Source organism: Corynebacterium marinum DSM 44953 (genome assembly GCF_000835165.1).
Classification (GTDB): domain Bacteria; phylum Actinomycetota; class Actinomycetes; order Mycobacteriales; family Mycobacteriaceae; genus Corynebacterium; species Corynebacterium marinum.
This window is the reverse complement of record NZ_CP007790.1, coordinates 1,500,347-1,523,769: the sequence shown is the minus strand read 5'-3', so window position 1 is coordinate 1,523,769 and position 23,423 is coordinate 1,500,347. Positions and strand designations below refer to the sequence as shown.

The window sequence follows — 23,423 nt, the reverse complement described above, 5'->3', positions numbered from 1 at the left end:
TACTGTTGAGCCGTGATAACCAAGACCTCCGTTAAGTCCCGCGGCACGTTCGGCTGGAACGTCCACGGCGACGGCAGAAAGATCCGTCCCGGGGCCGTCGTCGCCCCTGACGAGCGGCTGAGCTGGCCGCGCACCATCGGCATCGGGATGCAGCACGTGGTGGCCATGTTCGGCGCCACGCTCCTGGTCCCCACTCTCACCGGGTTCCCGGTGAACACCACACTCCTGTTCTCCGGCATCGGCACGATGCTGTTCCTGCTGATCACCCGCAACCGGCTGCCCAGCTACCTGGGCTCCTCCTTCGCCTTCATCGCCCCGCTCACAGCCAGCCAGCAGTACGGCATGGGCGCGCAGCTCGGCGGCGTCCTGGTCGCGGGCCTGGTCCTCGTGGCGGTGGGCTTCATCGTCCGGGCCGCGGGGCGGCGGGTGCTGGACGCGGTCATGCCGCCCGCCGTCACCGGCGCGATCGTCGCGTTGATCGGCCTGAACCTGGCCCCCGTGGCCACGAGTAACTTCCAGTCCCAGCCCCTGGTGGCCACGGTGACGCTGGTCGCCATCGTGCTGGCCACCGTGGCGGGCCGCGGCATGGTCGCCCGCCTGGGCATCCTCATCGGCGTGGTCGTCGGCTGGGTGTTCGCCGCCGTCACCGGCAACCTCGCGGAGGGCTCCGGGGACACCATCGCCACGGCCGCCTGGGTCGGGGTGCCGGAGTTCCACGCGCCGGAGTTCCAGCTCTCGGCCATCCTGGTGACCCTGCCGGTGATCATCGTGCTCGTCGCCGAGAACGTGGGCCACGTCAAGGCGGTCGGCGAGATGACCGGCCGCGACCTCGACGACCTGGCCGGCGACGCCCTGGTCGCGGACGGCCTGGCCACCACCCTGGCCGGTTCCTTCGGCGGTTCGGGCACCACCACCTACGCGGAGAACATCGGCGTGATGGCCGCGACCAAGGTGTACTCGACCGCCGCCTACTGGGTCGCGGCGCTGACTGCCGTGTCCCTGGCGTTCATCCCGAAGTTCGGCGCGCTGATCTTCACCATCCCCTCGGGCGTGCTCGGCGGGGCGACGATCGTCCTCTACGGCCTCATCGGCATGCTCGGCGTGCGCATCTGGCAGGACAACAACGTCAACTTCAACAACCCCGTCAACCTCACCGCGGCTGCGGTGGCGCTGATCGCGGGCGTGGGCAACCTCACGCTCACGATCTTCGGGGTGCAGCTCGAGGGCATCGCCTGGGGTTCAGCCGGCATCCTCATCGCCTACCCGGTCCTCAAGAAGCTCTACACCTCAGTCGGGGAAGGAAAGCACGCGAAGTTCTAGGATGAGGGGCATGACCCGCGACCCGATCACCACCTCACCCGCGCACATCATCGTGGCCAGCCGAGAGACCGTCCCCGTCAACCGGCTGCAGGAGTACTTCGACCGGGCCTTCACCCGCGCTTTCGAGGCGGTCCAGTCCGCCGGAGCGCAGCCCGCCGGCCCGCCGCGCGCCTACTACTTCTCCCCGCTCACCGACGTCGTCGACCTCGCCGCCGGATTCCCCGTGGCGGAGGAGCACGCCGCGGCGGTGGAAGCGGCGTTCCCCGACCTGGTCCACCGGATCCCCGAGTCCCGGGTGGCGGTTGCCCGCCACCGCGGCCCCTACGACCAGCTGGGCGCCACCTGGCAGGAGCACACCGAAAACGTCCGGCAGCTGGGGCTCCAGACCGGTCCGGTGTTCTGGGAGGAGTACGTCACCATGCCCACTCCGGAGGCGGATCCGGCCGACATGATCACCGACCTCTACGTCACGCTCGCGTAGATGTCGGCCGACGGTGGTAAAACGAAGAGTATGCCTGCACCAGAATTTCTCGCTGTCCCCCAGGACGACTACCTCCGCCTCACGGTGACCCCGGAGAGGGTGGGGATCGTCGAGAGGCTCCTCGACGAAGGCGGATTCCCCGCCCTGCGCCTGAGCGACGAGTGGTACATCCTCAACGAGGACCTCTCCCACAGCCCTGCCGGAGCGGCCCTGACGGGCGGGGAGATGTGGCAGTACCGGCCCTCCCGCTACGCTCTCGCGCCCGTGCAGGTCCGGATGATCGCCGAGGCGCTCGCCGCCGTCGGGGAGATCACCTACTCCCACGACCTGGCGCCGGTGCAGGCGTTCTTCGCCGAGGCCGCCGCGCGCGGCGACGCGATCGTCACCGCCTACCGCTGAGACCGGGACGCCCCGTGAATCACCGACGCCTCCCAGCCATCAGGCGGGGAGGCGTCCTCGTGCGCGGGGGCTAGGCGTCGAGATCGGTTTCGATGAGCGCGGCGATCTTCTCCACGGCATCGGCGTTATCCGAGGTGACGGTGACCTGGTCACCCTTCTCGGCGCCGAGGGCCATGATCATGAGGGAGGACGCGGCGTCAGCCTCCTCGCCGTCCTCGTCGCCGACGAGGGTGAGGAGGATCTCGTCGTCGTACTCTGCGGCGGCGTCGGCGACGACGGCGGCGGGGCGGGCGTGGAGGCCGACTGCGGAGCCGACGGTGACGGTCTTGGAGGCCATGGGATGTGGTCCTTTCGTGAGGGGGTGATCAACGCCAGCTTAGGCATTGACTGTGGCGGCTGCCATGGCTTGGGTGGCCTTGTTGGGCCAGAACTGCTTGAGGGCCACGACGGTGAGGGCGGAGACGGCGGTGCCCGCGACGATCGCCAGGAGGAAACCCCACCAGGGGTCGATGGCGAAGAGGACGAACACGCCGCCGTGGGGAGCGCGGGAGCCGACGCCCAGGCCCATGGAGACCGCACCGGTGACGGCGCCTCCGGCCATCATGGACGGGATGACGCGGAGCGGGTCGGCCGCCGCAAACGGGATCGCACCCTCGGAGATGAAGGACAGGCCGAGCAGCCAGGCCGACTTGCCGTTCTCCTGTTCCGCGGGGGTGAACAGCTTCTGCCGGGCGAAGGTGGCCAGGGACATCGCGATCGGCGGGACCATGCCGGCAGCCATGACGGTGGCCATGATCTGCATGGAGGCCTCGTCGCCGGTGGACAGGCCGGCGGTGGCGAAGAGGTAGGCCGCCTTGTTCACCGGTCCGCCGAGGTCGAAGCACATCATGAGGCCGAGGATGATGCCGAGCACGACCGCGGAGGAGCCGGACAGGGAGGACAGCCAGTCGGTCAGCCCGGTCATGATGCCCTCGAGGGGGCGGCCGAGCAGGAGGAACATGGTCAGGCCGACGACGAGGGAGGTCAGCAGCGGAATGATGACCACGGGCATGAGCGAGGCAAGGATCCGCGGGACCTTCCAGTTGCCGATCCACAGGGCGACGAGACCGGCGAGGATGCCGGTGATCAGGCCGCCGATGAAACCGGCGCCGATGAGGACGGAGATCGCTCCGCCGACGAAGCCGGGGGCGATGCCGGGTCGGCCGGCCAGGGCGAAGGCGGTGTACCCGGACAGCGCCGCGACGATGAAGCTCATCGCCATCTGACCCGTGGCGAAGAGCACCGCGCCGAGATAGAGGGCGAGGCCGGAGCGGTCGAAGGTGACGGCGGAACCGTCGACGAGCACCTCGTTGCCGGGGAGGTTGGTCAGGGAGTGCTGGAGTGCGATGGCCTGCCAGCCGTTGGCCATGTCGTAGCCGCCGACGAGGAAGCCGAGGGCCAGGAGGAGGCCGCCGGCCGCGACGAAGGGGATCATGTAGGACACGCCGGTCATCACAGCCTGCTGGATGCGGCGCGCCCAGCCCGGCTGACCGTCCCCGGCGGCGGTTTCGGCGGAGGACGCGGCCGCCCCGGCAGCCACGCGCCGGGCGGCGGGGTTGCCGGCCGCGGCGACGGCCTCGTCGATCATCTTCGCGGGCTCGTTGATGGCACGCTTGACGGGGGACTCCACGACGGGTTTCCCGGCGAAGCGTTCCCGGTCTCGCACGCCGACGTCGGTGGCGAAGATGACGGCGTCGGCGGCCGCGATGATATCCGGGTCCACGGCCCTGGTGGAGGATGAGCCCTGCGTCTCGACGACCAGCTCGACGTCCTCGCGCCCCTGCGCGTTGAGAGTCAGTGCGTCGGCGGCCATGTAGGTGTGGGCGATGCCGGTCGGGCAGGCGGTCACCGCGACGATGCGCGTGACGTTCTCGCCGGGGGCAGCGGCCGGCGCGGCGGCCGGCTGATCCGCCTGCTTCTCGACGCCCGCCTCGCCCACCACGTCCGTCACCGCGGCGACGATGTCGTCGGCGGTGGCGGCGGAGCGGAGCCGGTCGATGAAGTCGCCGCGCACGAGCGCGCGGGCGAGCTTGGACAGGATTTTCAGGTGCGTCTTGCCGCCGCCCTCGGGGGCGGCGATGAGGAACACCAGGTCGGAATCCCCGTCCGGGCCACCGAAGTTCACCGGCCGGGACAGGCGCGCGAACGCCAGGGTCGGCTCGGTGACGGCCTCGGAGCGGCAGTGGGGGATGGCGACGCGGCCCGGCACCCCGGTGGGGTTCTGGGCCTCGCGGGCGAGGGCGGCGTCGGCAAGCAGGGAGGCGGAGCTGGCGCGGCCGGCGCCGTGGACGAGGCCGGCGAGCGCGGTGATCACGTCGGTGGTGGTGGACCCGAGGTCCGCGTCCAGGCGGACCAGCTCGGTGGTGATGATGGGCATGTTTACCTCGGAGTCTTAGAGGGCGCGCACGTGCGTGCGGGCGAGATCGAGCTGTGCGGGGGAAGGGATGGTGGTGCCGGGAAGGCCGGTGGCGGCGGTGCCGTAGGCGACGGCGCGGGCGAGGCAGTCGGCGGGACCGCCGCCCTCGGCCCGCGCGATGAGATAGCCGGCCAGCGAGCTGTCGCCCGCCCCGACCGTGGACAGGACCTCGACCGGCGGCGGCGTGGCGAACCAGACGCCCTGCCCGGTGACCAGCGCGGCCCCGGCGGCACCCAGGGTGACCAGGACCTCGCGGACGCCGCGGTCGACGATGAGCCGCGCCGCGGCGACCACCCCGGAGAAGTCGCCGCCCGCGGCGGCCTCCTCCCACGCCTCGCCGTCGCGGCCGGTCAGCTGGCCGAGCTCCAGTCCGTTGGGTTTGATGAGGGTCGGGGCGGCGGTCTCCAGGCCGCGCCCGAGAGAGCGCACCGGTTCATCGGAGGTGTCCACCGCGACGGGCAGCCGCGGGTGGGCGTCCCGCACCGCGGCGATGAGTTGCGTGTACCAGTCGACGGGCACGCCCGGCGGCAGAGACCCGGCCATCACCAGCCACGAGGAGTTCGCCGCCAGCCGGACGACCGTCTCCTCGATGGCCCGGCGGGCCGCGTCGTCGACGGTGGCTCCGGGGCCGTTGATCTTGGTGGTCGTGCCGTCGGGTTCGGCGATCGTCGCATTGATCCGGATGCCCTCGGCGACCGGGACCGCGTGGAAGGGGATCCCGGTCTGCCGGGTCAGTGCCACAAAGGGGTCGTTGCTGTCCGCCGGGAAGACCGCCAGCGCGGGTTTGTCGGCCAGCAGCATCGCGTGCGCCACGTTGACGCCTTTGCCGCCGGCGACCTGGGTGACGGAGCTGGGACGTTGGACATGCCCGCGGCGCAGTTCCGAGTCCAGCTGCATGGTGGCGTCGATGCTGGGGTTCGGTGTCAAGGTGAGTATCACTGTCGGCTCCCTGTCCGGTCGGGAAATGTTGGCTGTGGAGGCGGGGCAGGGGAGGTGCCTGCCGCCGCGCGGTACCCCGGTGGCGGAGGGCTCTGGACCCCCGTGGCCGGCGCACTGCGAAAATGAAGTGGGTCACATCTGATGTGAGGTTGTGACGTAAGTATTGCCCGAATATGTCCGATTGTCAAGGGACGGGCATGTCCGGTTCGTTGCTAAATGGTGGATTTTATGGTGTTCTGGAGGTCACACATTCTTCTCCGTATGAGACGGGAGACACACACCATGGGCGAAGTCCACCACGCCTCCGGCACAACATCCATCAAAGGCACCGGGGTGGTCGCCGGCGTCGCCTACGCCCCCGCGGTGTGGGTCCGGCCGCGGCCGGCACTGCCGGAGATCGGCACGCCGGTCGCCGAAGACGCCAGGGACCAGCAGTTCGAGCGTTTCACCGCTGCGGCGGACACCGTCGCGGGGCGCCTGGCGCAACGGGCGGAGACGGTCGAGGGCGTCGCCGCCGAGGTGCTCACCGCCACCGTTGGCATGGTCAATGACCGGGGTTGGCGCCGCACCGTGAAAAAGAACGTCGCCGAAGGTCACCCGGCTGAATACGCCGCCGTGGCCGCCACCCAGAAGTTCGTCGACATGTTCGAGGCCGCCGGCGGGGTCATGGCCGAACGCACCACGGACCTCAAAGACATCCGGGACCGCGTCATCGCCGAACTCCGCGGCGAACCGGAGCCCGGTCTGCCCGACATCGCGGGCGAGGGCGTCCTCTTCGCCGACGACCTCTCGCCCGCGGACACCGCCACCCTCGACCCCGCCCACGTGGTCGCCATGGTCACCGAACTCGGCGGACCCACGAGCCACACGGCGATCATCGCCCGCCAGCTCAACCTGCCCTGCATCGTCGCCGCCGGCCCCGCGTTGCGCGACATCGTGGCCGGGGAACCCGTGCTCGTCGACGGGGCCCTGGGAACCGTCACGCGTAACGCCGACGAGGAATCGTCCCGCACCGCGGTCGCCCAGTTCCGGGAGCGTGCGGCGGTCATCGCCCAGTGGCGCGGCCCGGCCCGCACGAGCGACGGCCACCGCGTCCAGTTGCTGGCCAACGTCGCAGACGGCAACGCCGCCCGCGTCGCGGCAGGCACCCAGGCCGAAGGTATCGGCCTGTACCGCACCGAGATGAGTTTCCTGTCCACCTCCACGGAACCCACGGTCGAGGAGCAGGCGGCGGTCTACCGCAAGGTCTTCGACGCCTTCCCCGACTCCAAGGTGGTCATCCGCACCCTCGACGCGGGTTCGGACAAGCCGATCGCCTACGCCACCCTGGCGGAGGAGGAGAACCCCGCCCTCGGTGTGCGCGGCCTGCGCATGGCGCGCGACAACGAGGGGTTGCTCCTCCGCCAACTCGACGCCGTCGCGCTGGCAGCCGAGGGGCGCGGCGAGGACGCTCCGACCTGGGTCATGGCGCCAATGGTCGCCACCGAGTCGGAGGCCGAGTACTTCGCCGGACTCTGCCGCGAACGCGGCCTGACGGCAGGCGCCATGATCGAGGTCCCGGCCGCCGCCCTCATGTCCGACCGGCTCATGCCGCACCTCGACTTCGTCTCCATCGGCACCAACGACCTCACCCAGTACACGATGGCCGCCGACCGCCTCTCCCCGCAGCTGGCCTACCTGACCGATCCGTGGCAGCCCGCGGTGCTTCGCCTGGTGAAGGAGACATGCCGCGTCGGGGAGCTCACCGCCACCCCTGTCGGCGTCTGCGGCGAGGCCGCCGCGGACCCGCTGCTCGCCTGTGTGCTCACCGGTCTGGGTGTCACCTCGCTGTCGGCCGCCTCGACCGCCGTCGCCGGCGTCGGCGCGCAGCTGGCCACCGTGGACCTGGCCACCTGCCGGGAGGTCGCCGCTGCGGTCCTGGACACCTCGGGTGCGGACACGGCGCGCGAACTCGCCCGGGAGATGCTCCTGGGGTAGAGCGCTGGACGTGCGTGCGCGGGGTCACTCGTCGGCGATGACGACCTCGATCTCGCGCTCCCGCAGCGCCGCCAGGAAGGACTCGGGCGCCGCGGAGTCGGTGATGATCACGTCGATGTCGCTGAGGCTGGCGAAGCTCACCAGGTAGTCGGTGCCCAGCTTGGAGGAGTCGCAGAGGACGACCACGTTGTGGGCGTTGGTCACCATCGTCGACTTGATGGCCGCTTCCTGGGCGTCGGCCGTGGACAGGCCGTGATCGAGGGTGAGCGCGTTGGTGCCGATGAAAGCGACGTCCGCCCGCATGAGCGCCAGGGTCCGCAGCGCGGTGTCGCCCACGACCGCCTGCGTGATCGCGCGGACCGACCCGCCGAGAAGCTGCACCTCCCTCAGCCCCTTGTTGGTCAGGTTGAGGGCGATCGGCAGGCTGTTGGTCACGATGGACCACTGGGAGGCGTTGGGTTGCTCCGCGATGAGCTCCGCCAGCGTGCCGATGGTGGAACCTGAATCGAGGAAGAGGCCGCCGCGGGGTTCCGGAAGGTAGCGCAGCGCCGCGCGCGCGATGGCCGACTTGGCGGTGGGGGCCGACCGGAAACGGGCGTCGAGCGAGAACTCGGTGGTCTGGAAGGTCTGGCTCGCAACGGCGCCGCCGTGGACCCGGTGGACGACTCCCTCCCTGTCCAGCACGGCGAGATCCCGGCGGATGGTCTCTGCGGTGACCTTGAAACGGTTGGCAAGCTCGGTGACGTTGACCCGCCCCTCGACCGCGGTGAGGGAGGCGATCTGCCGGCGACGCTCCTCTGCGTACATGAGTTCTCCTCTGGTGCCTCACAGGACGGAATCGGACAAAATGAATGTCTGTTTCCGCCATTGTTCCAAATTAATGGGCGGCGGGGGAGAGGTTGGCGGTTATCCTGCGCAAACGGGGGATAAAACTACGTCGCCGGCGGGACGGGACCCGGCGAGGTGGGCCGTGGGCAGGTCCGTTCCCGTGGGATGATGTTGATTTCCCGCCCGCCGATTGTCTGCCTCGGCGGGGAAAGCCCGCGCTAGAGCTTCCGGAACACGGAGACGATCTTGCCCATGATCTCGGCCTTGTCGCCGGGGATCGGTGCGAAATCCTCATTGTGGGGCAGCAGCCAGACACCGGTGGAATCCTTGTGGAACTCCTTCGCGGTGGCCTCCCCGTCGATGAGCGCGGCGACGAACTCGCCCTTCTCCGCGACCGGCTGGGAGCGGACGACGACCCAGTCGCCGTCGAGGATGCCGGCATCCTTCATCGACTCGCCGACGACCTGCAGCATGAACAGCTCCCCGTCGCCAACCAGGTCCGCGGGCAGCGGGTAGTAGTCCTCCACCTCCTGCTCGGCGAGGATCGGCGAACCCGCGGCGATGCGGCCCAGGACCGGGATGAAGTTCGCGGCTCCTGCATCCTCCGGGGCGGACGCGCTCTTCACGGCCACGCGGCGACCAGGCTTCTTGGCGGTGTCCGTCGAACCGAGATTCCGCACGTCGACGGCGCGCGGCTTGTTCGGGTCCCGGCGGAGGAAGCCCTTCTTCTCCAGCTGGTTGAGCTGGTAGGCCACCGAGGAGGTGGACTGGAGGCCGGCCGCGTCACCGATCTCCCGGATGCTCGGCGGATACCCCCGCAGCACCACGGCATCCCGGATGACCTCGAGGATCCGCCGCTGGCGGTCGGAGAGGGTGGCGGGATCCGGCTTGCCGGAAGGGGTCAGGTTGGCGGATGTGCTCTTGCGGGTCATGGTCCTACTCGTTCCTGGTGCGCTGGGGGAGGGGGCGGTTCTGCTTCATCGGTTCGGTTCGCCGGTTTCGTGGAGCCGTGCGGTCGCCGTTGTTCGAATGGCGGACCGGCATGGTGCCGTTCACCTGTTACATGTCTACCACGATCTGGTACGGATGTTCGACTGCTGCGGCTGATCTGTGGACAAAATTTCGAACGGGTGCTTTAATCGAACACATCGGCTAGTTCGAACACTTGAACGGTGCCTCTGTTCGAAAGTGTCGCCTGGCCCCGATATCCTCTCATTCAGCAACGAAAGGACCCCGCCGTGACCGCGTTCCTCCACCGCTCCCGCCCAGGTGAAAGCCCCTCAACTTCCCTTCAGGGTCCGGTCCGCGCGGCCGCCGTGTGGGAGCCTTCCGGATTTCACGAGCCCGCCGCTTCCGTCCGCGGCATTCGAACCCTGCGGCGCGTCGATAGAACGCAGGGTCGGGAGGAAAATGAGGGTCAGTGGGAGCATGTCGCGCGGGCCCAGGGGCGCCACTGGCAGGAAACCGGACTCACCTACCTGCTCGGTGCGCTGCTGGGCCTGGCGGTGGTGAGTGCCTCGCTGCTCGGCGCCGGGGATGAGCCGGCGCCGGGATCGCCAGGCTATCCCGCGGACAGCGGTTCCTGGACGGTGCAGCAGGCGCGTTAGAACCGCGCCTCCCGGGGAGTAGGATCGGTGCCACAGTCCGTTCCCCCGGTTTTCTCCTGAAAGGCTCTGAAGACACGCCGTGTACTGCCCGTTCTGTCATCACGACCACTCCCGTGTCATCGACTCCCGCATCATCGACGCCGGAGCCGCCATCCGCCGCCGACGCGAGTGCACCAGCTGCCAGGGACGATTCACCACGATCGAGAAGGCGGTCCTGCTGGTGATCAAACGCAACGGAGTGACGGAACCGTTCAGCCGGGACAAGGTCGTCCTGGGTGTCCGCCGGGCGTGCCAGGGCCGCGACGTCTCGGATGACGCCCTCAAACGGCTGGCACAGGAGGTGGAGGAGCGGGTGCGCGCCCAGGGCAGCTCGCAGGTGAACGCCAACGACATAGGGCTGGCCATTCTCGAACCTCTGCGCGCCCTCGACGAGGTCGCCTACCTGCGTTTCGCCTCCGTGTACAAGTCCTTCGAATCCGCCGAGGACTTCGAGTCGGAGATCCGTCTCATGCGCCGCCGCGCGCGGGAGGAAGAGGCGGCGGCGGACTCCTTCGAGCCGCTCGGAGGCTGAGTCCGGATCAGCGCAGTTTGTCCACGGCCTTCTGGATCCGGCGTAACGAGATGGGCCGCGCAGTTCCCAGACGCTGGGCGAACAGACTGACCCGCAGCTCCTCGATCATCCACCGGATGTCCTTGGCCTCGCGCGTCTTCTCCCTGCCCTTGGGCAGCCGGGCCAGCCGCAGCGCGAGGTAAGACTGCGCCTCCTCGACCTCGTCCTGCCGGTCGGCGTCCTTGCCTGGGTCCTGCGCCATCTCGTCGAGACGGATGCGCACGGCCTGCAGGTAGCGGGGGAGGTGACGCAGCTGGGCGGCGCCGTGCAGAGTGATGGCGTTCCTCGGCAGGAGAAATTCCAGCTGAGCCTTCATGTCGTCGATGGCGGCGCCGCTCCAGCGGGACAATTCTTCGGCGACGGACTGGTACTCGATGAGCGCCGGCGCGATAGTGACCACGGTGCGCCGGACGGCGCCCGCCACCTCGGGAGCCACCGTCTTCTTCAGCTCCTCGAACTGCTCCGGGGAGCGCACCGGTCCGCCGTGCTGGATCATGAGGTCGCGGATAGCGGCGACACGCGCGTCCTCGACCAAACCGGCCGCACCGCCGTGGGGGTAGTTGTCCACCGCCACGCGCTGCTGCAGGGGCAGCCCCTTGGTCATCTGGTTGGCGTTGACGGAGATCTCGCGCAGCAGCAGGGTCAGCGTCGCGGTCATCATGGAGGCCTCCGCGGCGGCCTTGGTCGGGTACACGCGGATCTCCACGCCGCCGGGGGCGGCTACGAGCGCGGGGTAGGCGGTGACCTCGTGGCCGTCGACCACCGTCTGCACCTCCTCGGCGACGGTGCCCAGATTCTCGGGAGTCCACTTGGGTACGGCCTTGGCCTCGCTGGTGCGCGAGGCCTTGCTCACGGATGACCTGATCGAGCCGGCGTTGCGCTGGATGAGCGCGCCGAGGTCCTTGTCAGCGTCGACGACCTTGCCGCGCCGGTCGACTGCCCCGAAGGTCATCTTCAGGTGTGCGGGCAGGGCGGCGGACCGGAAATCCTCGGCCGTGATCTGCCGCCCGCCGAGAGAACGCAGCACTCCGGCGAACTGCTCGACCAACGGCCCCTCGTAGGGGATGAGCCGGGGCAGGGCCCGCGCAGCGTAATCCGGGGCGGGCACGACGGTTTTGCGCAATTCCTTGGGCAGGGTGCGGATCAGCTCGGTGAGCAGTTCCTCGCGGAGCCCCGGCACCAGCCAGTCGAATCCTTCGCGGTCCATTCCCGCCAGCAGGGGAATGGGGACGAGGATGGTCACGCCGTCCTGCGGGTGGCCGGGCTCGAAGCGGTACTCCAGGTCGTAGTCGATGCTGCCTTTGCGCCACTTGTCGGGGAAGGCTTCCTCGGTGATCTCTCCGGCGTCGGCGCCCAGGAGGGAATCGGGGTCGAAGTCGAGGAGCTCCGGGTTGGCCTGCCGCTCCTTCTTCCACCAGGTGTCGAAGTGCCGGCCGGTCGTGATGGTGGCGGGGAGGCGGGAGTCGTAGAAGTCGAAGAGGGTGTCCTCGTCGACGATGATGCCGCGGCGGCGGGCCTTCTCCTCGATCTCGGCGGCGGCCTCGAGCTTCTCCACATTGGAATGGAAGAAGGTGTGGTGGGTGGTCCAGTCGCCCTCGATGAGGGCGTGCCGGATGAACATGTCCCGGGCGGCCTCGGGATCGACACGGTGGTAGGGGACCACCCGGTCGGCGACGATGGTGACGCCGTAGAGGGTGGACTTTTCGTGGGCGATGCCGGAGGCCCGCTTGCGGGACCAGCTGGGTTCGGAGTGCTGGTGCCGCAGTAGCGGACCGGCGAGCTTCTCCACCCAGGCGGGTTCGATCTTCGCGACGTCGCGTGCCCACAGCCGGGAGGTCTCCACGAGCTCGCCGGCCATGAGGAACTCCGGCGGCTTCTTGGCCAGGGAGGAGCCGGGGAAGATCATGAATCGGGTGCCGCGGGCGCCCTTGAACTCCCGGCTGTTTCCGTCGCGGGAGCCGATGTGGGAGAGCAGGCCGGCGAGCAGGGACTGGTGGATCGCGTCGGGGCTGCGGTCGCCGGCGACGTCGTGGCGCGCGGACCAGCCGAGCTGGCGGGTGACCTCGCGCAGCTGGCGGACGAGGTCGTACCACTCGCGGATACGCATGTAGTGGAGGTACTCGTCCTTCATTCGGCGCCGGAAGGCGTTGCCGGTGAGGTCGTCCCGGGACTGGTTGATGTAGTCCCACAGCTTGAGGAAGCTGAGGAAATCGCTGTTCGCGTCCTTGAAACGGGCGTGCTTCTGGTCGGCCTGGGCCTGCTGCTCCATGGGGCGTTCACGGACGTCCTGGATGGTCATGGCGGAGACGATGACCAGGACCGCGTCGAGTTCGCCGAGGCGGTTGGCCTCCACGAGCATGCGGGCCATACGGGGGTCGACGGGCAGGCGCGCGATGTCGCGGCCGGTCTGGGTGAGCACCGGCTCGCCGTTGCGTTCCTCGTCCGTCAACGCGCCGAGTTCGTGCAGGAGCAGCAGGCCGTCGCGGATGGCGCGGTTCTCGGGTTTCTGGACGAAAGGGAACTCGGCGATGTCGCCGAGGCGCATCATCGTCATCTGCAGGATGACGCTGGCGAGGTTGGTGCGCAGGATCTCCGGGTCGGTGAACTCGGGCCGGGAGGCGAAGTCCTCCTCAGAGTAGAGGCGGATGGCGATGCCGTCGGCCACGCGGCCGCAGCGCCCGGAGCGCTGGTTGGCGCTGGCCTGCGAGACCGGCTCGATGGGCAGCCGCTGGACCTTGTTGCGCGTGGAGTAGCGCGAGATGCGGGCTGTGCCGGTGTCCACGACGTAGCGGATGCCGGGGACCGTCAGGGAGGTTTCCGCGATGTTGGTGGACAGGACGATGCGCCGGCCGGAGTGCGGCTGGAACACCCGGTGCTGCTCCTGGTTGGACAGGCGGCCGAACAGCGGCGTGACCTCCACGCCCTTCCACTTCCTGCCCTCGATGGCCTCCATGGCGTCGCGGATGTCGCGCTCGCCGGGGAAGAAGCACAGGATGTCGCCGGGTCCCTCGAGCATGAGTTCCTCGCAGGCCTCGCACAGCGCGTCGAGGGGATCCTGGTCGACGACCTTGCCGTCGCGTTCGAACTCCATCGGCCGGTAGCGGATCTCCACGGGAAAAGTGCGCCCCGAGACTTCGATGATGGGGGCTGGTGTGCCGTCGGCGGCGGCGAAATGCTCCGCGAAGCGCTCCGGGTCGATCGTCGCGGAGGTGATGATCACCTTCAGGTCCGGGCGCTTGGGCAGCAGGCGGCGCAGGTAACCCAGCAGGAAGTCGATGTTGAGGGAGCGCTCGTGGGCCTCGTCGATGATGAGCGTGTCGTACTTGTTGAGGAAGCTGTCGCGCTGCATCTCCGCGAGGAGGATGCCGTCGGTCATGAGCTTGACGGCGGAGGTGGAGGAGACGCGGTCGTCGAAACGGATCGCGTAGCCGACGGTCTCGCCGATCTCCTGCCCGATCTCCTCGGCGATGCGCTCGGCGACGGTGCGCGCGGCCAGACGGCGCGGCTGGGTGTGGCCGATCAGTCCGCGGCGGCCACGGCCCAGGTCCAGGCAGATTTTGGGGATCTGAGTGGTCTTGCCCGAACCCGTCTCGCCGGCGATGATGACGACCTGGTTGTCCCTGATCGCCTCCGCGATGTCCTCGCGCCGGGCCGAGACCGGCAGCGATTCCGGGTAATCGATCGGGGGGACGCCGGCGTCGATCAACGACACCTTCTCGGCGGCCCGTTCCACGTCCGCGGCGATCGCCGCCAACGCCTGCGGGGTGCGGGCCTTGTGCAGGCGGCGGCGGATGGAGCGTTCGTCGGTGAGCGAGACGTGCGCGAGGCGCTCGAAGAGGGCGTCGCGGGTGACCGGGGCATCAGAAGAGGTACTCATGGCTGACGCTGAATCCTACCGGCTCATCGCCGGTGGCCTATCGTTGGTCGCGTACCAGACCGTAAGTTTCCAGGAAGGCAGACACATGTCCACCCCCCATGACCCCTCCGAGGACCGGTCGTCCGAGCGCCCGCAGGACCCCTCTCAGCCCTCTTATCCCGCCTACCCCTCGACCCCGCACCCGGAGGACACCCCGGGCTACGGCGGCTCCGGCAACCCCGGCAGCCCTGGCAACCCGGACTACTACGCCGGGTACGGCTACGCCGAGCAGCCGGCCTACGGTCAGGCGCGGGGGACCGGCAAGGTCCAGCCGATGGAGGCCGTGAGCTGGGCCTTCGGCACGGTGATCCGGAACTGGGTGCTGTGGATCCTCGGCGCCGTGGCGGTGGGTGTCGTGGTCATGGGCACCTCCGCGTTGGTGGACCTGGCGTTCGGTGGCCTGAGCGGCGGCGGAGTCCAGGGCGGTTTCGGCTACCAGGTCGCGCAGGTGCTGATGGCGCTGCTCACATCCGCCCTGATGGTGTTCGTCTACCACGGCGCCCTGCGGCAGGTGGACCGGAAGAAGATCGGGTTCGGCGATTTCACCGACAACGTCAACTTCGGGCCCGCTTTCGCGTTGACTGTCGTCCTGCAGGTCGTGTCGAGCGTGGTTTTCGCCATCATCGCGATGCCGCTGTTCCTGGCCGGCAACCCGGTCGCGGAGAATCAGCTGGCTTCCACCGACGAGGCGCTGGCGGCGCTGGGCGCCGTGTTCGCCGGCCTCGCCGTGCTGCTGGTGGTCGCGGTGCTCGTCGCGCCGCTGACAACGTTCATGGTGTGGTTCGTGATCGACCGTAAGGCGACATTCAGCGGCGGCATCGTCGCGGGCTTCCGTGCAGGTCTGCGCAACTACGGTCGACTGCTCGCCTTCAACCTGGTGGCCGGCGTCGTCGTCGGTTTCGCAGCGGTCCTCACCCTGGGACTGGCGCTGATCGTCCTGGGTCCCGTCCTCCTGCTGGCCCAGGCGATGTTGTACCGCCAGGCCGCCGGCGGCCTCCTGCCGGAGCCGGTGCGTTAGAAACGTCGCCTACACCGTCGCGGGCTCGGCGACGGAGGTGTGGAAAGCGGCGGTGACCAGTGTGCCGAGGATCTTGAATTCCTCGGCGCGGGAGCTGGAGGTGCGGTAGACGAGACCGATGCTGCGCTCTGCGGTGACGTCCGTGCGGAAGTTGGCCATCGCCAGCCCGGGGCGGTTGCACTCGGTGCCCACCGCGGAGACGGGGACGAGGGTGGCGCCCAGGCCGCCGGCCACCAGCTGCATGATCGTTGTCAGCGAAGATGCGCGGGTCACGGAGTTGGTCGCCTCGGTGGGGTTGAGGTCGGCCTTCCGGCACAGGTCGACGATCTGGTCGTGGAGGCAGTGGCCGTCGTCGAGAAGCAGGAGGTCCAGCTGGTCGAGGTCGGACAGGCCCAGATCGGTGCGGCCGGCGAGGGGGTGGCCCGTGGGGACGACCACGGCGAAGTCCTCGGAGTAGAGCGGCACCTCGGCGACGCCTGTGGCTTCGGAGGGCAGGGCCATGACGGCCAGGTCGATCTGCCCGTCGCGGAGCATCTGCACGAGGTGGCGGGTCTGGTCTTCGACGATGTGGGGTTCGAGCTGCGGGTAGTGCTCGTTGATGGAGGTGAGCAGCGAGGGGAGGAGGTAGGGGGCGATTGTCGGGATGATGCCGATGGTCAGCGGGCCGATGAGGGTGCCGTGCGTGCCGCGGGAGTGGGCCAGGAACGCGTCGGCCGCGTCGAGGGTGGCCTTGGCGTAGGGGAGGAGTTCCTCGCCGGCCGGAGTGACGATGACCCGGCGGGTCGACCGCTCGATGAGCTGGATGCCCAGGCCCTGCTCCAGGGCGACGAGCGCCTGGGAGAGGGAGGGCTGGGAGATGCCCAGCTTGGTGGCGGCGGTGCCGAAGTGTTTGTTCTCGGCGATGGTGACGAAGGTCCGCAGCTGGGAGAGGGTGGGACGGTACTCCTTATTGTTCATGCCTATGACTCTACAATAACTCCATAAGATTATTTATTGACGGCACCGGAATAACCGTGCATAATGGTACGTGGCTTCGGAACGGTCCAATCGTAGGATCATTCCGTGACCGCCGTCACACAATCTTTTTCAGAGGAGATATTCGCATGGCAATCATGACCGTCGGAGAGAAGTTCCCCGAGTTCCAGCTCACTGCCCTCAAGGGCGGCGACCTGCACGAGGCTAACGCCCAGCAGCCGGAGGACTACTTCGAGACCGTTTCCCTGGACAAGTACCCCGGCAAGTGGAAGATCGTCTTCTTCTACCCGAAGGACTTCACTTTCGTCTGCCCGACCGAGATCGCCGCTTTCGGCAAGCTCGACGAGGAGTTCCAGGACCGCGACACCCAGGTTCTCGGCGGCAGCACCGACAACGAGTTCTCCCACTTCAACTGGCGTGCGACCCACCCGGAGCTGAAGGACGTCCCGTTCCCGATGTTCACCGACATCAAGCACGAGCTCATCCGTGAGCTCGGCGTGGAGAACGCCGACGGTGTCGCCGACCGCGCGACCTTCATCATCGACCCGGACGGCATCATCCAGTTCGTCTCCGTCACCCCGGACGCTGTCGGCCGCAACGTCGACGAGGTCCTGCGTGTCCTCGACGCCCTGCAGTCCGAAGAGGTCTGCGCCTGCAACTGGCAGGCCAACGACCCGACCAAGAACATCGACAAGATGGACGTCGTCCAGGAGTCGCTGAAGTAAACATGTCGATCGATAACCTGAAGAGTTCCCTTCCGGAGTACGCGAAAGATCAGAAGCTCAACCTGGGCTCCCTGACCCGTTCGACCGAGCTCACCGAGCAGCAGCTGTGGGGCACCCTTCTCGCCTCCGCCGCCGCCACCAAGAACGACACCGTGTTCTCCGAGATCGCCGAGGAGGCCAAGGAGCACCTCTCCGACGAAGCCTTCGAGGCAGCCCTCGGTGCCGCGACCGTCATGGCGATGAACAACGTCGCCTACCGCGCCAAGCATTTTCTCGGCGATGACTACACCCAGGTCAAGTTCGGCCTGCGGATGAACATCATCTCCAAGCCGGGCGTGGAGAAGGTCGACTTCGAGCTGTGGTCCACCGCGGTCTCCGCCATCAACGGCTGCGAGAACTGCCTGGTCGCGCACTCGAACACCGTGCGTGAAGCCGGTCTGACCAAGGAACAGGTCTGGGAGGCCGTCAAGGTCGCCGCAGTCGTCGAGGCCGTCGCCCAGACCGTGCAGGTCGAGGCCGCCCGCTAAGCTTCCCGCTTATCGACGTCCGCTGATCCCAGCGCCGCAGACGCCGCCACCCCTTGCGGGTGGCGGCGTTTTGTGCTGCCCGGACACCGGGCGGTCCGGGCTTGCGGCGCCCGGGCGCTGGTAGCGTGTTGGGCAGTAGCCAGTGCCCGAACAACCGAACGTGGCCCACCCGGGCCGGGGATGGGGATACGACGTGGACCTCTTCGAATACCAGGCGCGCGACATGTTCGCCGCCCACAGCGTCCCGGTGCTGGCGGGCATCGTGGCCCACACCCCGGAGGGGGCCCGGGAGGCGGCCGCCCGCATCGGCGGAGTGACCGTGGTCAAGGCGCAGGTGAAGACCGGCGGCCGCGGCAAGGCCGGCGGTATCCGGATCGCCGCGACCCCGGAGGAGGCCCGGGCCGCCGCCGAGGAGATCCTCGGCATGGACATCAAGGGCCACACCGTGGAGAAGGTGATGGTCGCGCAGGGGGCGGACATCGCCCAGGAGTACTACTTCTCCCTCCTGCTCGACCGCGCGAACCGCTCCTACCTGGCGATGTGCTCGACCGAGGGCGGGGTGGACATCGAGCGGCTGGCGGCGGATCGGCCGGAGGCGCTCGCCCGCGTCGAAGTCGATCCGCTCACCGGCGTCGACGAGGCGACGGCCCGCCGAATTGTGGAGGCCGCCGGTTTCCCCGCCGAAGTGGGGGAGAAGGTGATCCCCGTCCTGCAGAAGCTCTACGAGGTCTACCGCGAGGAGGACGCCACGCTCGTGGAGGTCAACCCCCTCGTGCTCACCGAGGCAGGGGAGATCATCGCGCTCGACGCCAAGATCACCCTCGACGACAACGCGGCCTTCCGCCACGGCAACCGTGCGGCGCTCTCGGCGGCCGCCGGCCACCTGGACCCGCTGGAGCAGAAGGCCAGGGAGAAACACCTCAAGTACGTCACCCTCGAGGGTTCCATCGGAGTCATCGGCAACGGCGCCGGCCTGGTGATGTCCACCCTCGACGTGGTCGCCGCCGCCGGCAGGCGCCACGGTGGTCAGAAGCCGGCCAACTTCCTCGACATCGGTGGCGGCGCCTCCGCGGAGACCATGACCGACAGCCTGGAAATCGTTCTAGGGGACGAACAGGTGAAAAGCGTCTTCGTCAACGTCTTCGGGGGCATCACGGCCTGCGACGACGTCGCCCGGGGCATCATCGGGGCGCTCGAGGAGCTCGGCGACACCGCCACCAAGCCCCTGGTCGTGCGACTCGACGGCAACAACGTCGACGAGGGGCGCCGCATCCTCGCCGAGTACGACCACCCGCTCGTGACCGGCGTGTGGAACATGGACGAGGCCGCCGACAAGGCGGCCGAACTGGCCGCGGCCGTCGATTAGAAAGCGCAGGACGAAACCATGTCGATTTTTCTCGACGGGAACTCCCGGATCATTGTTCAGGGCATCACCGGCAACGAGGGTCGGGAGCACACCGCCCGCATGCTCGCCGCGGGTGCTGACGTGGTCGGCGGCACGAACCCGCGCAAGGCCGGGCAGACGATCACCCTGCACGGCACCGAACTGCCCGTCTTCGGCACCGTGGCAGAGGGCATGGCGGAAACCGGCGCCAACGTCTCGGTGATCTTCGTGCCCGCCCGCTTTGTCCGGGACGCAATGTTCGAGGCCATCGACGCACAGATCCCCCTCGCCGTGGTCATCACCGAGGGCACCCCGGTCCGGGACTCCGCCGAGGCGCTCGCGCACGCCAGGAAGGTCGGCGGCACGCGCATCATCGGCCCCAACTGCCCCGGCATCATCACGCCCGGCGTCTCGCTGGCGGGCATCATCCCCGCCAACATCACCGGCCCCGGCCCGGTCGGGCTGATCTCCAAGTCCGGCACCCTGACTTACCAGATGATGTTCGAGCTTGCCGACGTCGGCATCTCCACCGCACTCGGCATCGGCGGCGACCCCATCATCGGCACCGCCTACATTGACGCACTCACCGCCTTCGAGGCCGACCCCGACACGAAGGCGATCATCATGATCGGCGAGATCGGCGGCGACGCCGAGGAACGCGCCGCTGAGTTCATCCGGGAGAACGTGTCCAAACCGGTCGTCGGTTACGTCGCCGGCTTCACCGCCCCCGAGGGAAAGACCATGGGGCACGCGGGCGCCATCGTCACCGGTTCCGTCGGCACCGCCCAGGCCAAGAAACAGGCCCTGGAGGCCGCCGGCGTGCGAGTGGGCACCACCCCGACGGAGACGGCCGACATCATGCGGGAGATCGTGGCGGGGTTGTAGGGGGAGCGGCTGCCGGGAGCATGCCAGAGCCGCGGCGAGGTGCGACGGGGTGTGCGATCGATCCTGCCCCCAAGTCCGGAAATCAGCGCAGCGACTTACCCTTCGCCAGGTAGGTGGCCATCTCGGCTTCCGGCACCATGGAGCCGCCGGTGATCCAGGCGACGTGGGTGCACTCGGCAAGCGAATCCGCATCCAGGTCCAGGGACCCCAGGTACTCCGGGTCCTGCGCCACGCGCGCGGGGCCGGTCAGGCCGGCTGCGGCGGAGGGCTCGATCCGCAGGTCCTCTGTCTCGTCGAGCAGGCTGATCAGGCGGTAGAGGTTGTCGTCGTCGATGGTGAAGAAGCCGTCGAGAAGCAGCTCCATCCGCGAACCCACGAACCCGGAGGGCCGGCCCACGGCGAGGCCGTCGGCGGCGGTGAGGTTGTCGATGCCGAAGTCCTGCACGCTGACCCGGTCGTGCAGTCCCGTGTGCACGCCGAGGAGCATGGCGGGCGAGTGGGTGGGCTCGGCGAAGATGCAGCGCACCGCGTCGCCCAGCGCCGCCTTCAGCCCGAAGGCCACGCCGCCCGGGCCGCCGCCGACACCGCAGGGCAGGTAGACGAACAGGGGGCGCTCGACGGTGGGGCGGATGTCGTAGGTGGTCAGCTGGCCGGCGAAGCGGGCGCCGGCAACTGCGTAGCCGAGGAAGAGGGTGACGGAGTTCTCGTCGTCGACGAAGTGGGTCGTCGGGTCGCCCTCCGCTTCCGCGCGTCCCTGAGCCACGGCGACGGAGTAGTCGGAGTCGTACTCCACGACGTTGACGCCGTGCTCACGCAGCTTGTCCTTCTTCCACTGGCGGGCATCGGCGGACATGTGGACGCTGGCCTGGAAGCCGAGGGTGGCACTCATGATGCCGATGGACAGGCCCAGGTTGCCGGTGGAGCCGACGGCCACCTTGTACTGCGAGAACAGCTCGCGGGCCTGGTCGGAATTGAGCTCGCGGTAGTCGCTGTCGATCGTGATCAGGCCGGCCTCGATCGCGATCTTCTCGGCGTGCGCGAGTACCTCGTAGATGCCGCCGCGGGCCTTGATGGACCCGGAGATCGGCAGGTGGGAATCGAGCTTGGCCCACAGCTGGCCCGGCTGGTTCAGCGTGGCCTGGAGGACAGGTACGCCGACGAGCGGGGATTCGAGGATGCCGTAGGTCCGGGCGGCGTCCGGGAACACCTCGGCGAGGTACGGTGCGAAGCGCTTGAGGCGGTCGGCGGCGTCCTGGATGGCGGCGTCGGTCAGCCCTACCCTGGCCAGGCCGTCGGTGGCGATGGTGGCGGTGGCGGCCGGGTTGAACCAGGACAGTTCCTTCAGGGCCTGCAGGTCCTTGATCAGGGGGAACTGCTCGGTGAGGGCGGCGGTGTCGGGGGCTTTGTGGACGGTCATGCGCACGATCCTTTCAGGGGGCGGGTCAGAAGAACAGGGAGAGCAGGAGCACCATGCCGAGGGCGACCACGGAGGCGATGGTGGTGCCGACGGAGGGCGTCCTGATGGACTGCTGGACCGAGATCTTCATGTAGGACTGGTACATCCAGAACAGGGAGTCGGTGACCTGGGTGAGGCCGATGGCGCCGGCGCCGATGGCCAGGGCCGTGATCTCCGGGGACACGCCGGAGGCGGCCATCATCGGCAGGACGATGCCCGCGGCCGAGATCATGGCGACGGTGGAGGAGCCGACAGCGAAGTGCAGGATGATCGCGATCCGCCACGCCAGGATGATGGGGCTGACGGGGAGGACGGAGAGTGCGTCGGCGAGCCCGGGGGCCACGCCGGACGCGGTGAGCACCGCGTTGAATCCGCCGCCGGCGCCGGTGGGGTTGCCGATGAATCCGATGACCTCGCCCGCGGTGGACTCCGGGTCGACGAGCAGGTGGGCGATGGTCTTGGCCACCATGATCAGCAGTGGAAGGAGGATGGTCAGCAGCGTGATGCCGAAGCCCGGCAGCACCTTCGTATCCTGCTTTTCGACGGCGCGCGTGGCGGTGCGGGTGGACACCCCGCCGGTGGCCGACGATCAGGCCCATGATGATCACCATGCCGATGTCCGCCCCCAGGGTCCCGGCGATGGCGGTGGCGGCGGGGTGGGGCGGGAGGATGCAGTGGACGGTCATCAGCGAGATCGCCAACGGCAGGCCGACGGCGACCCGGGAGAGACCCGCGGCCCTGGCCACGACGAACACCAGCGGGACGAGCAGCACGAAGCCGACCTCGACGAAGACGGGGATGCCGGCGATCAGGCCCAGGAATGACATCGCCACCGGCGCGCGCCTGGCGCCGAAGACCTCCAGCATCGAGGTAGCCAGGCGTTCGGCGCCGCCGGAGACTTCGAGTATCTTGCCCAGCACCGCGCCGAAGCCGATGACCAGGACGAGGAAGCCGAGCGTGCCGCCGACGTCGCCCTCGATGACGGCGACGACGTCACCCAGGGGAACCTGGGTGACCAGGGCGACCGCCAGGGCCGCGATGGTGAGGGCGATGGAACCGTGGAACTTGAGCCTGACGATGAGAAAGACGATGAGGAGGATGGCCAGTAACAGGACTGCGACCAGTCCGGCGGTGGATGTCATGATGCCTCCCCTCCCTACCTTGGTTGATGATGAGATGACCAAAAAGACTATAAGTAGCCCAAATTAATGAGTCTTATAGAAAAGTCCTGGACGTGATCAATTGTTCCCGGAGTGCCGGCATGAGGAAACCCCGCCACGGTTCCTGGCGGGGTTGAGGGCGGTCGGTGGCCGGAGCCTTAGGTGGCGGCGACGTCCACGTCCGCGAGGTCGTTGCGGTCGGCGTCGTCAAGCGACATGCTCCACTGCAGGGTGCCGTCCTCATCGCTGAGCTCGGCCTCATCCAGAAGACCCTCCGGATGCAGCTCAAGAGCCTGGTTGATGGCGTCTTCGGCGGTGACGGTGGCGTCCTGCGCGCGGACGACCATCTCGCCGTCGCCCTCGCGGTCATCCTCGCGGAGGGTGCCGTCGAAGTCGACCTGCAGCTCGATGAGGTCCTCGCCCTCGACCACGTCGATTTCGTAGCTGTCCGCGTCATCTTCACGGTCAATGTCGACGATGATGGCGTCGGGGTACTCCGCCATCACTGCGTCAATGACCCGGAAGACCGGATCCTCTCCTTCGATCTGGTCCTGGGTGTCCGCGGTGGTGATGGTGGTTTCCACCGGCGACGCACCAGGCGTCTCGGCAGTGGTGGTCACGGTGCCCGGGTCGTCGGCGGCCGTGTCGTCGGTGTCGGTGCAGGCTGCGAGGAATAGTCCGGCGCTGGCTGCGACCGCCATGGACTTCATCAGACGGGTGTTCATGTGGCACTCTCCTGGATGGATCGAGGAAACAATGTC

General features: G+C 68.5%; 21 protein-coding genes and 1 pseudogene. 11 read left to right on the top strand and 11 right to left on the bottom strand.

The features are described 5' to 3' along the window. The first annotated feature begins 15 nt into the window (after positions 1-15). Genes B840_RS07310 through B840_RS07300 form a run of 3 tightly spaced genes read left to right on the top strand, consistent with a single transcriptional unit; the run spans position 16 to position 2,200 of the window. Positions 16-1,320, top strand: a complete 1,305-nt coding sequence (locus B840_RS07310) for a uracil-xanthine permease family protein (RefSeq protein WP_042622607.1) — start codon at positions 16-18, stop codon at positions 1,318-1,320. A gap of 10 nt (positions 1,321-1,330) precedes the next feature. Beyond that, positions 1,331-1,801, top strand: a complete 471-nt coding sequence (locus B840_RS07305; RefSeq protein WP_042622606.1) for a GyrI-like domain-containing protein — start codon at positions 1,331-1,333, stop codon at positions 1,799-1,801. Between the two features lie 30 nt (positions 1,802-1,831). After that, positions 1,832-2,200 carry a hypothetical protein gene (locus B840_RS07300; protein ID WP_042621598.1) on the top strand — a complete coding sequence of 123 codons (369 nt, stop codon included), beginning with the start codon at positions 1,832-1,834 and terminating at the stop codon, positions 2,198-2,200. A 70-nt stretch (positions 2,201-2,270) separates the two neighbouring features. Here B840_RS07300 and B840_RS07295 read toward each other — a convergent pair whose 3' ends face one another. From B840_RS07295 to B840_RS07285, 3 genes are read right to left on the bottom strand one after another with little or no spacing between them, the layout of a single operon-like run. Continuing rightward, entirely contained in the window at positions 2,271-2,537 is a 267-nt protein-coding gene (locus B840_RS07295) for an HPr family phosphocarrier protein (RefSeq protein ID WP_042621597.1), read from the bottom strand. A 39-nt stretch (positions 2,538-2,576) separates the two neighbouring features. Beyond that, positions 2,577-4,616, bottom strand: a complete 2,040-nt coding sequence (locus B840_RS07290; RefSeq protein ID WP_042621596.1) for a PTS fructose transporter subunit IIABC — start codon at positions 4,614-4,616, stop codon at positions 2,577-2,579. 15 nt (positions 4,617-4,631) lie between these two features. Further along, the gene (locus B840_RS07285) at positions 4,632-5,594 is read right to left on the bottom strand and encodes a 1-phosphofructokinase family hexose kinase (RefSeq protein WP_042621595.1); all 963 of its coding nucleotides are present in this window, start codon (positions 5,592-5,594) and stop codon (positions 4,632-4,634) included. Between the two features lie 261 nt (positions 5,595-5,855). Here B840_RS07285 and ptsP point away from each other — a divergent pair, with 261 nt between their 5' ends. Further along, entirely contained in the window at positions 5,856-7,571 is a 1,716-nt protein-coding gene (gene ptsP, locus B840_RS07280) for a phosphoenolpyruvate--protein phosphotransferase (RefSeq protein ID WP_229676606.1), read from the top strand. A gap of 24 nt (positions 7,572-7,595) precedes the next feature. Here the strand turns inward: ptsP and B840_RS07275 are convergent, their stop codons facing one another. Together B840_RS07275 and lexA are read right to left on the bottom strand one after the other, a co-directional pair. Next, entirely contained in the window at positions 7,596-8,378 is a 783-nt protein-coding gene (locus B840_RS07275) for a DeoR/GlpR family DNA-binding transcription regulator (protein ID WP_042621593.1), read from the bottom strand. Positions 8,379-8,617: 239 nt separating this feature from the next. Then, on the bottom strand, positions 8,618-9,331 hold the full coding sequence (lexA, locus tag B840_RS07270) for a transcriptional repressor LexA (RefSeq protein ID WP_042621592.1): 714 nt from the start codon (positions 9,329-9,331) through the stop codon (positions 8,618-8,620). A gap of 306 nt (positions 9,332-9,637) precedes the next feature. On the opposite strand from lexA, the gene B840_RS07265 reads away from it, so the two are divergent. Beyond that, complete coding sequence (locus tag B840_RS07265) at positions 9,638-10,006, top strand: hypothetical protein (protein WP_042621591.1); 369 nt, start codon at positions 9,638-9,640, stop codon at positions 10,004-10,006. Positions 10,007-10,085: 79 nt separating this feature from the next. Beyond that, positions 10,086-10,577: a transcriptional regulator NrdR gene (nrdR, locus tag B840_RS07260; protein WP_042621590.1), complete on the top strand. Its 492-nt coding sequence runs from the start codon at positions 10,086-10,088 to the stop codon at positions 10,575-10,577. 7 nt (positions 10,578-10,584) lie between these two features. On the opposite strand, the gene hrpA is transcribed toward nrdR, so the two are convergent. After that, on the bottom strand, positions 10,585-14,493 hold the full coding sequence (gene hrpA, locus B840_RS07255) for an ATP-dependent RNA helicase HrpA (RefSeq protein WP_042621589.1): 3,909 nt from the start codon (positions 14,491-14,493) through the stop codon (positions 10,585-10,587). Between hrpA and B840_RS07250 the strand changes: the two genes are divergently transcribed. After that, positions 14,492-15,550, top strand: coding sequence for a hypothetical protein (locus tag B840_RS07250; protein ID WP_156971866.1), 1,059 nt, complete (start codon positions 14,492-14,494; stop codon positions 15,548-15,550). The genes hrpA and B840_RS07250 overlap by 2 nt on opposite strands. Before the next feature lie 9 nt (positions 15,551-15,559). On the opposite strand, the gene B840_RS07245 is transcribed toward B840_RS07250, so the two are convergent. After that, a complete protein-coding gene (locus tag B840_RS07245; protein WP_042621587.1) occupies positions 15,560-16,507 on the bottom strand; it encodes a hydrogen peroxide-inducible genes activator in 948 nt (315 codons plus the stop codon). 146 nt (positions 16,508-16,653) lie between these two features. Here B840_RS07245 and B840_RS07240 point away from each other — a divergent pair, with 146 nt between their 5' ends. The 4 genes from B840_RS07240 to sucD all read left to right on the top strand — a co-directional run bounded on the left by B840_RS07240 (position 16,654) and on the right by sucD (position 20,046). After that, complete coding sequence (locus B840_RS07240; RefSeq protein ID WP_042621586.1) at positions 16,654-17,250, top strand: peroxiredoxin; 597 nt, start codon at positions 16,654-16,656, stop codon at positions 17,248-17,250. A 2-nt stretch (positions 17,251-17,252) separates the two neighbouring features. After that, positions 17,253-17,777 (top strand): alkylhydroperoxidase, AhpD family, encoded by a 525-nt coding sequence (gene ahpD / locus B840_RS07235; protein ID WP_042621585.1) that lies wholly within the window; start codon positions 17,253-17,255, stop codon positions 17,775-17,777. A gap of 193 nt (positions 17,778-17,970) precedes the next feature. Then, complete coding sequence (gene sucC, locus B840_RS07230) at positions 17,971-19,143, top strand: ADP-forming succinate--CoA ligase subunit beta (protein WP_084602859.1); 1,173 nt, start codon at positions 17,971-17,973, stop codon at positions 19,141-19,143. A gap of 18 nt (positions 19,144-19,161) precedes the next feature. Then, complete coding sequence (gene sucD / locus B840_RS07225) at positions 19,162-20,046, top strand: succinate--CoA ligase subunit alpha (RefSeq protein WP_042621584.1); 885 nt, start codon at positions 19,162-19,164, stop codon at positions 20,044-20,046. A gap of 82 nt (positions 20,047-20,128) precedes the next feature. On the opposite strand, the gene B840_RS07220 is transcribed toward sucD, so the two are convergent. The 4 genes and pseudogenes from B840_RS07220 to B840_RS07210 all read right to left on the bottom strand — a co-directional run bounded on the left by B840_RS07220 (position 20,129) and on the right by B840_RS07210 (position 23,387). Further along, positions 20,129-21,463: a D-serine ammonia-lyase gene (locus B840_RS07220; RefSeq protein WP_042621583.1), complete on the bottom strand. Its 1,335-nt coding sequence runs from the start codon at positions 21,461-21,463 to the stop codon at positions 20,129-20,131. A 25-nt stretch (positions 21,464-21,488) separates the two neighbouring features. After that, on the bottom strand, positions 21,489-22,073 hold the full coding sequence (locus tag B840_RS13955) for a GntT/GntP/DsdX family permease (RefSeq protein ID WP_084602857.1): 585 nt from the start codon (positions 22,071-22,073) through the stop codon (positions 21,489-21,491). Between the two features lie 70 nt (positions 22,074-22,143). Next, positions 22,144-22,644: pseudogene (locus B840_RS13950) on the bottom strand (GntT/GntP/DsdX family permease); the annotation flags it as partial. A 176-nt stretch (positions 22,645-22,820) separates the two neighbouring features. Continuing rightward, positions 22,821-23,387: a PepSY domain-containing protein gene (locus B840_RS07210; protein ID WP_052491122.1), complete on the bottom strand. Its 567-nt coding sequence runs from the start codon at positions 23,385-23,387 to the stop codon at positions 22,821-22,823. Between the last annotated feature and the right edge of the window lie 36 nt (positions 23,388-23,423).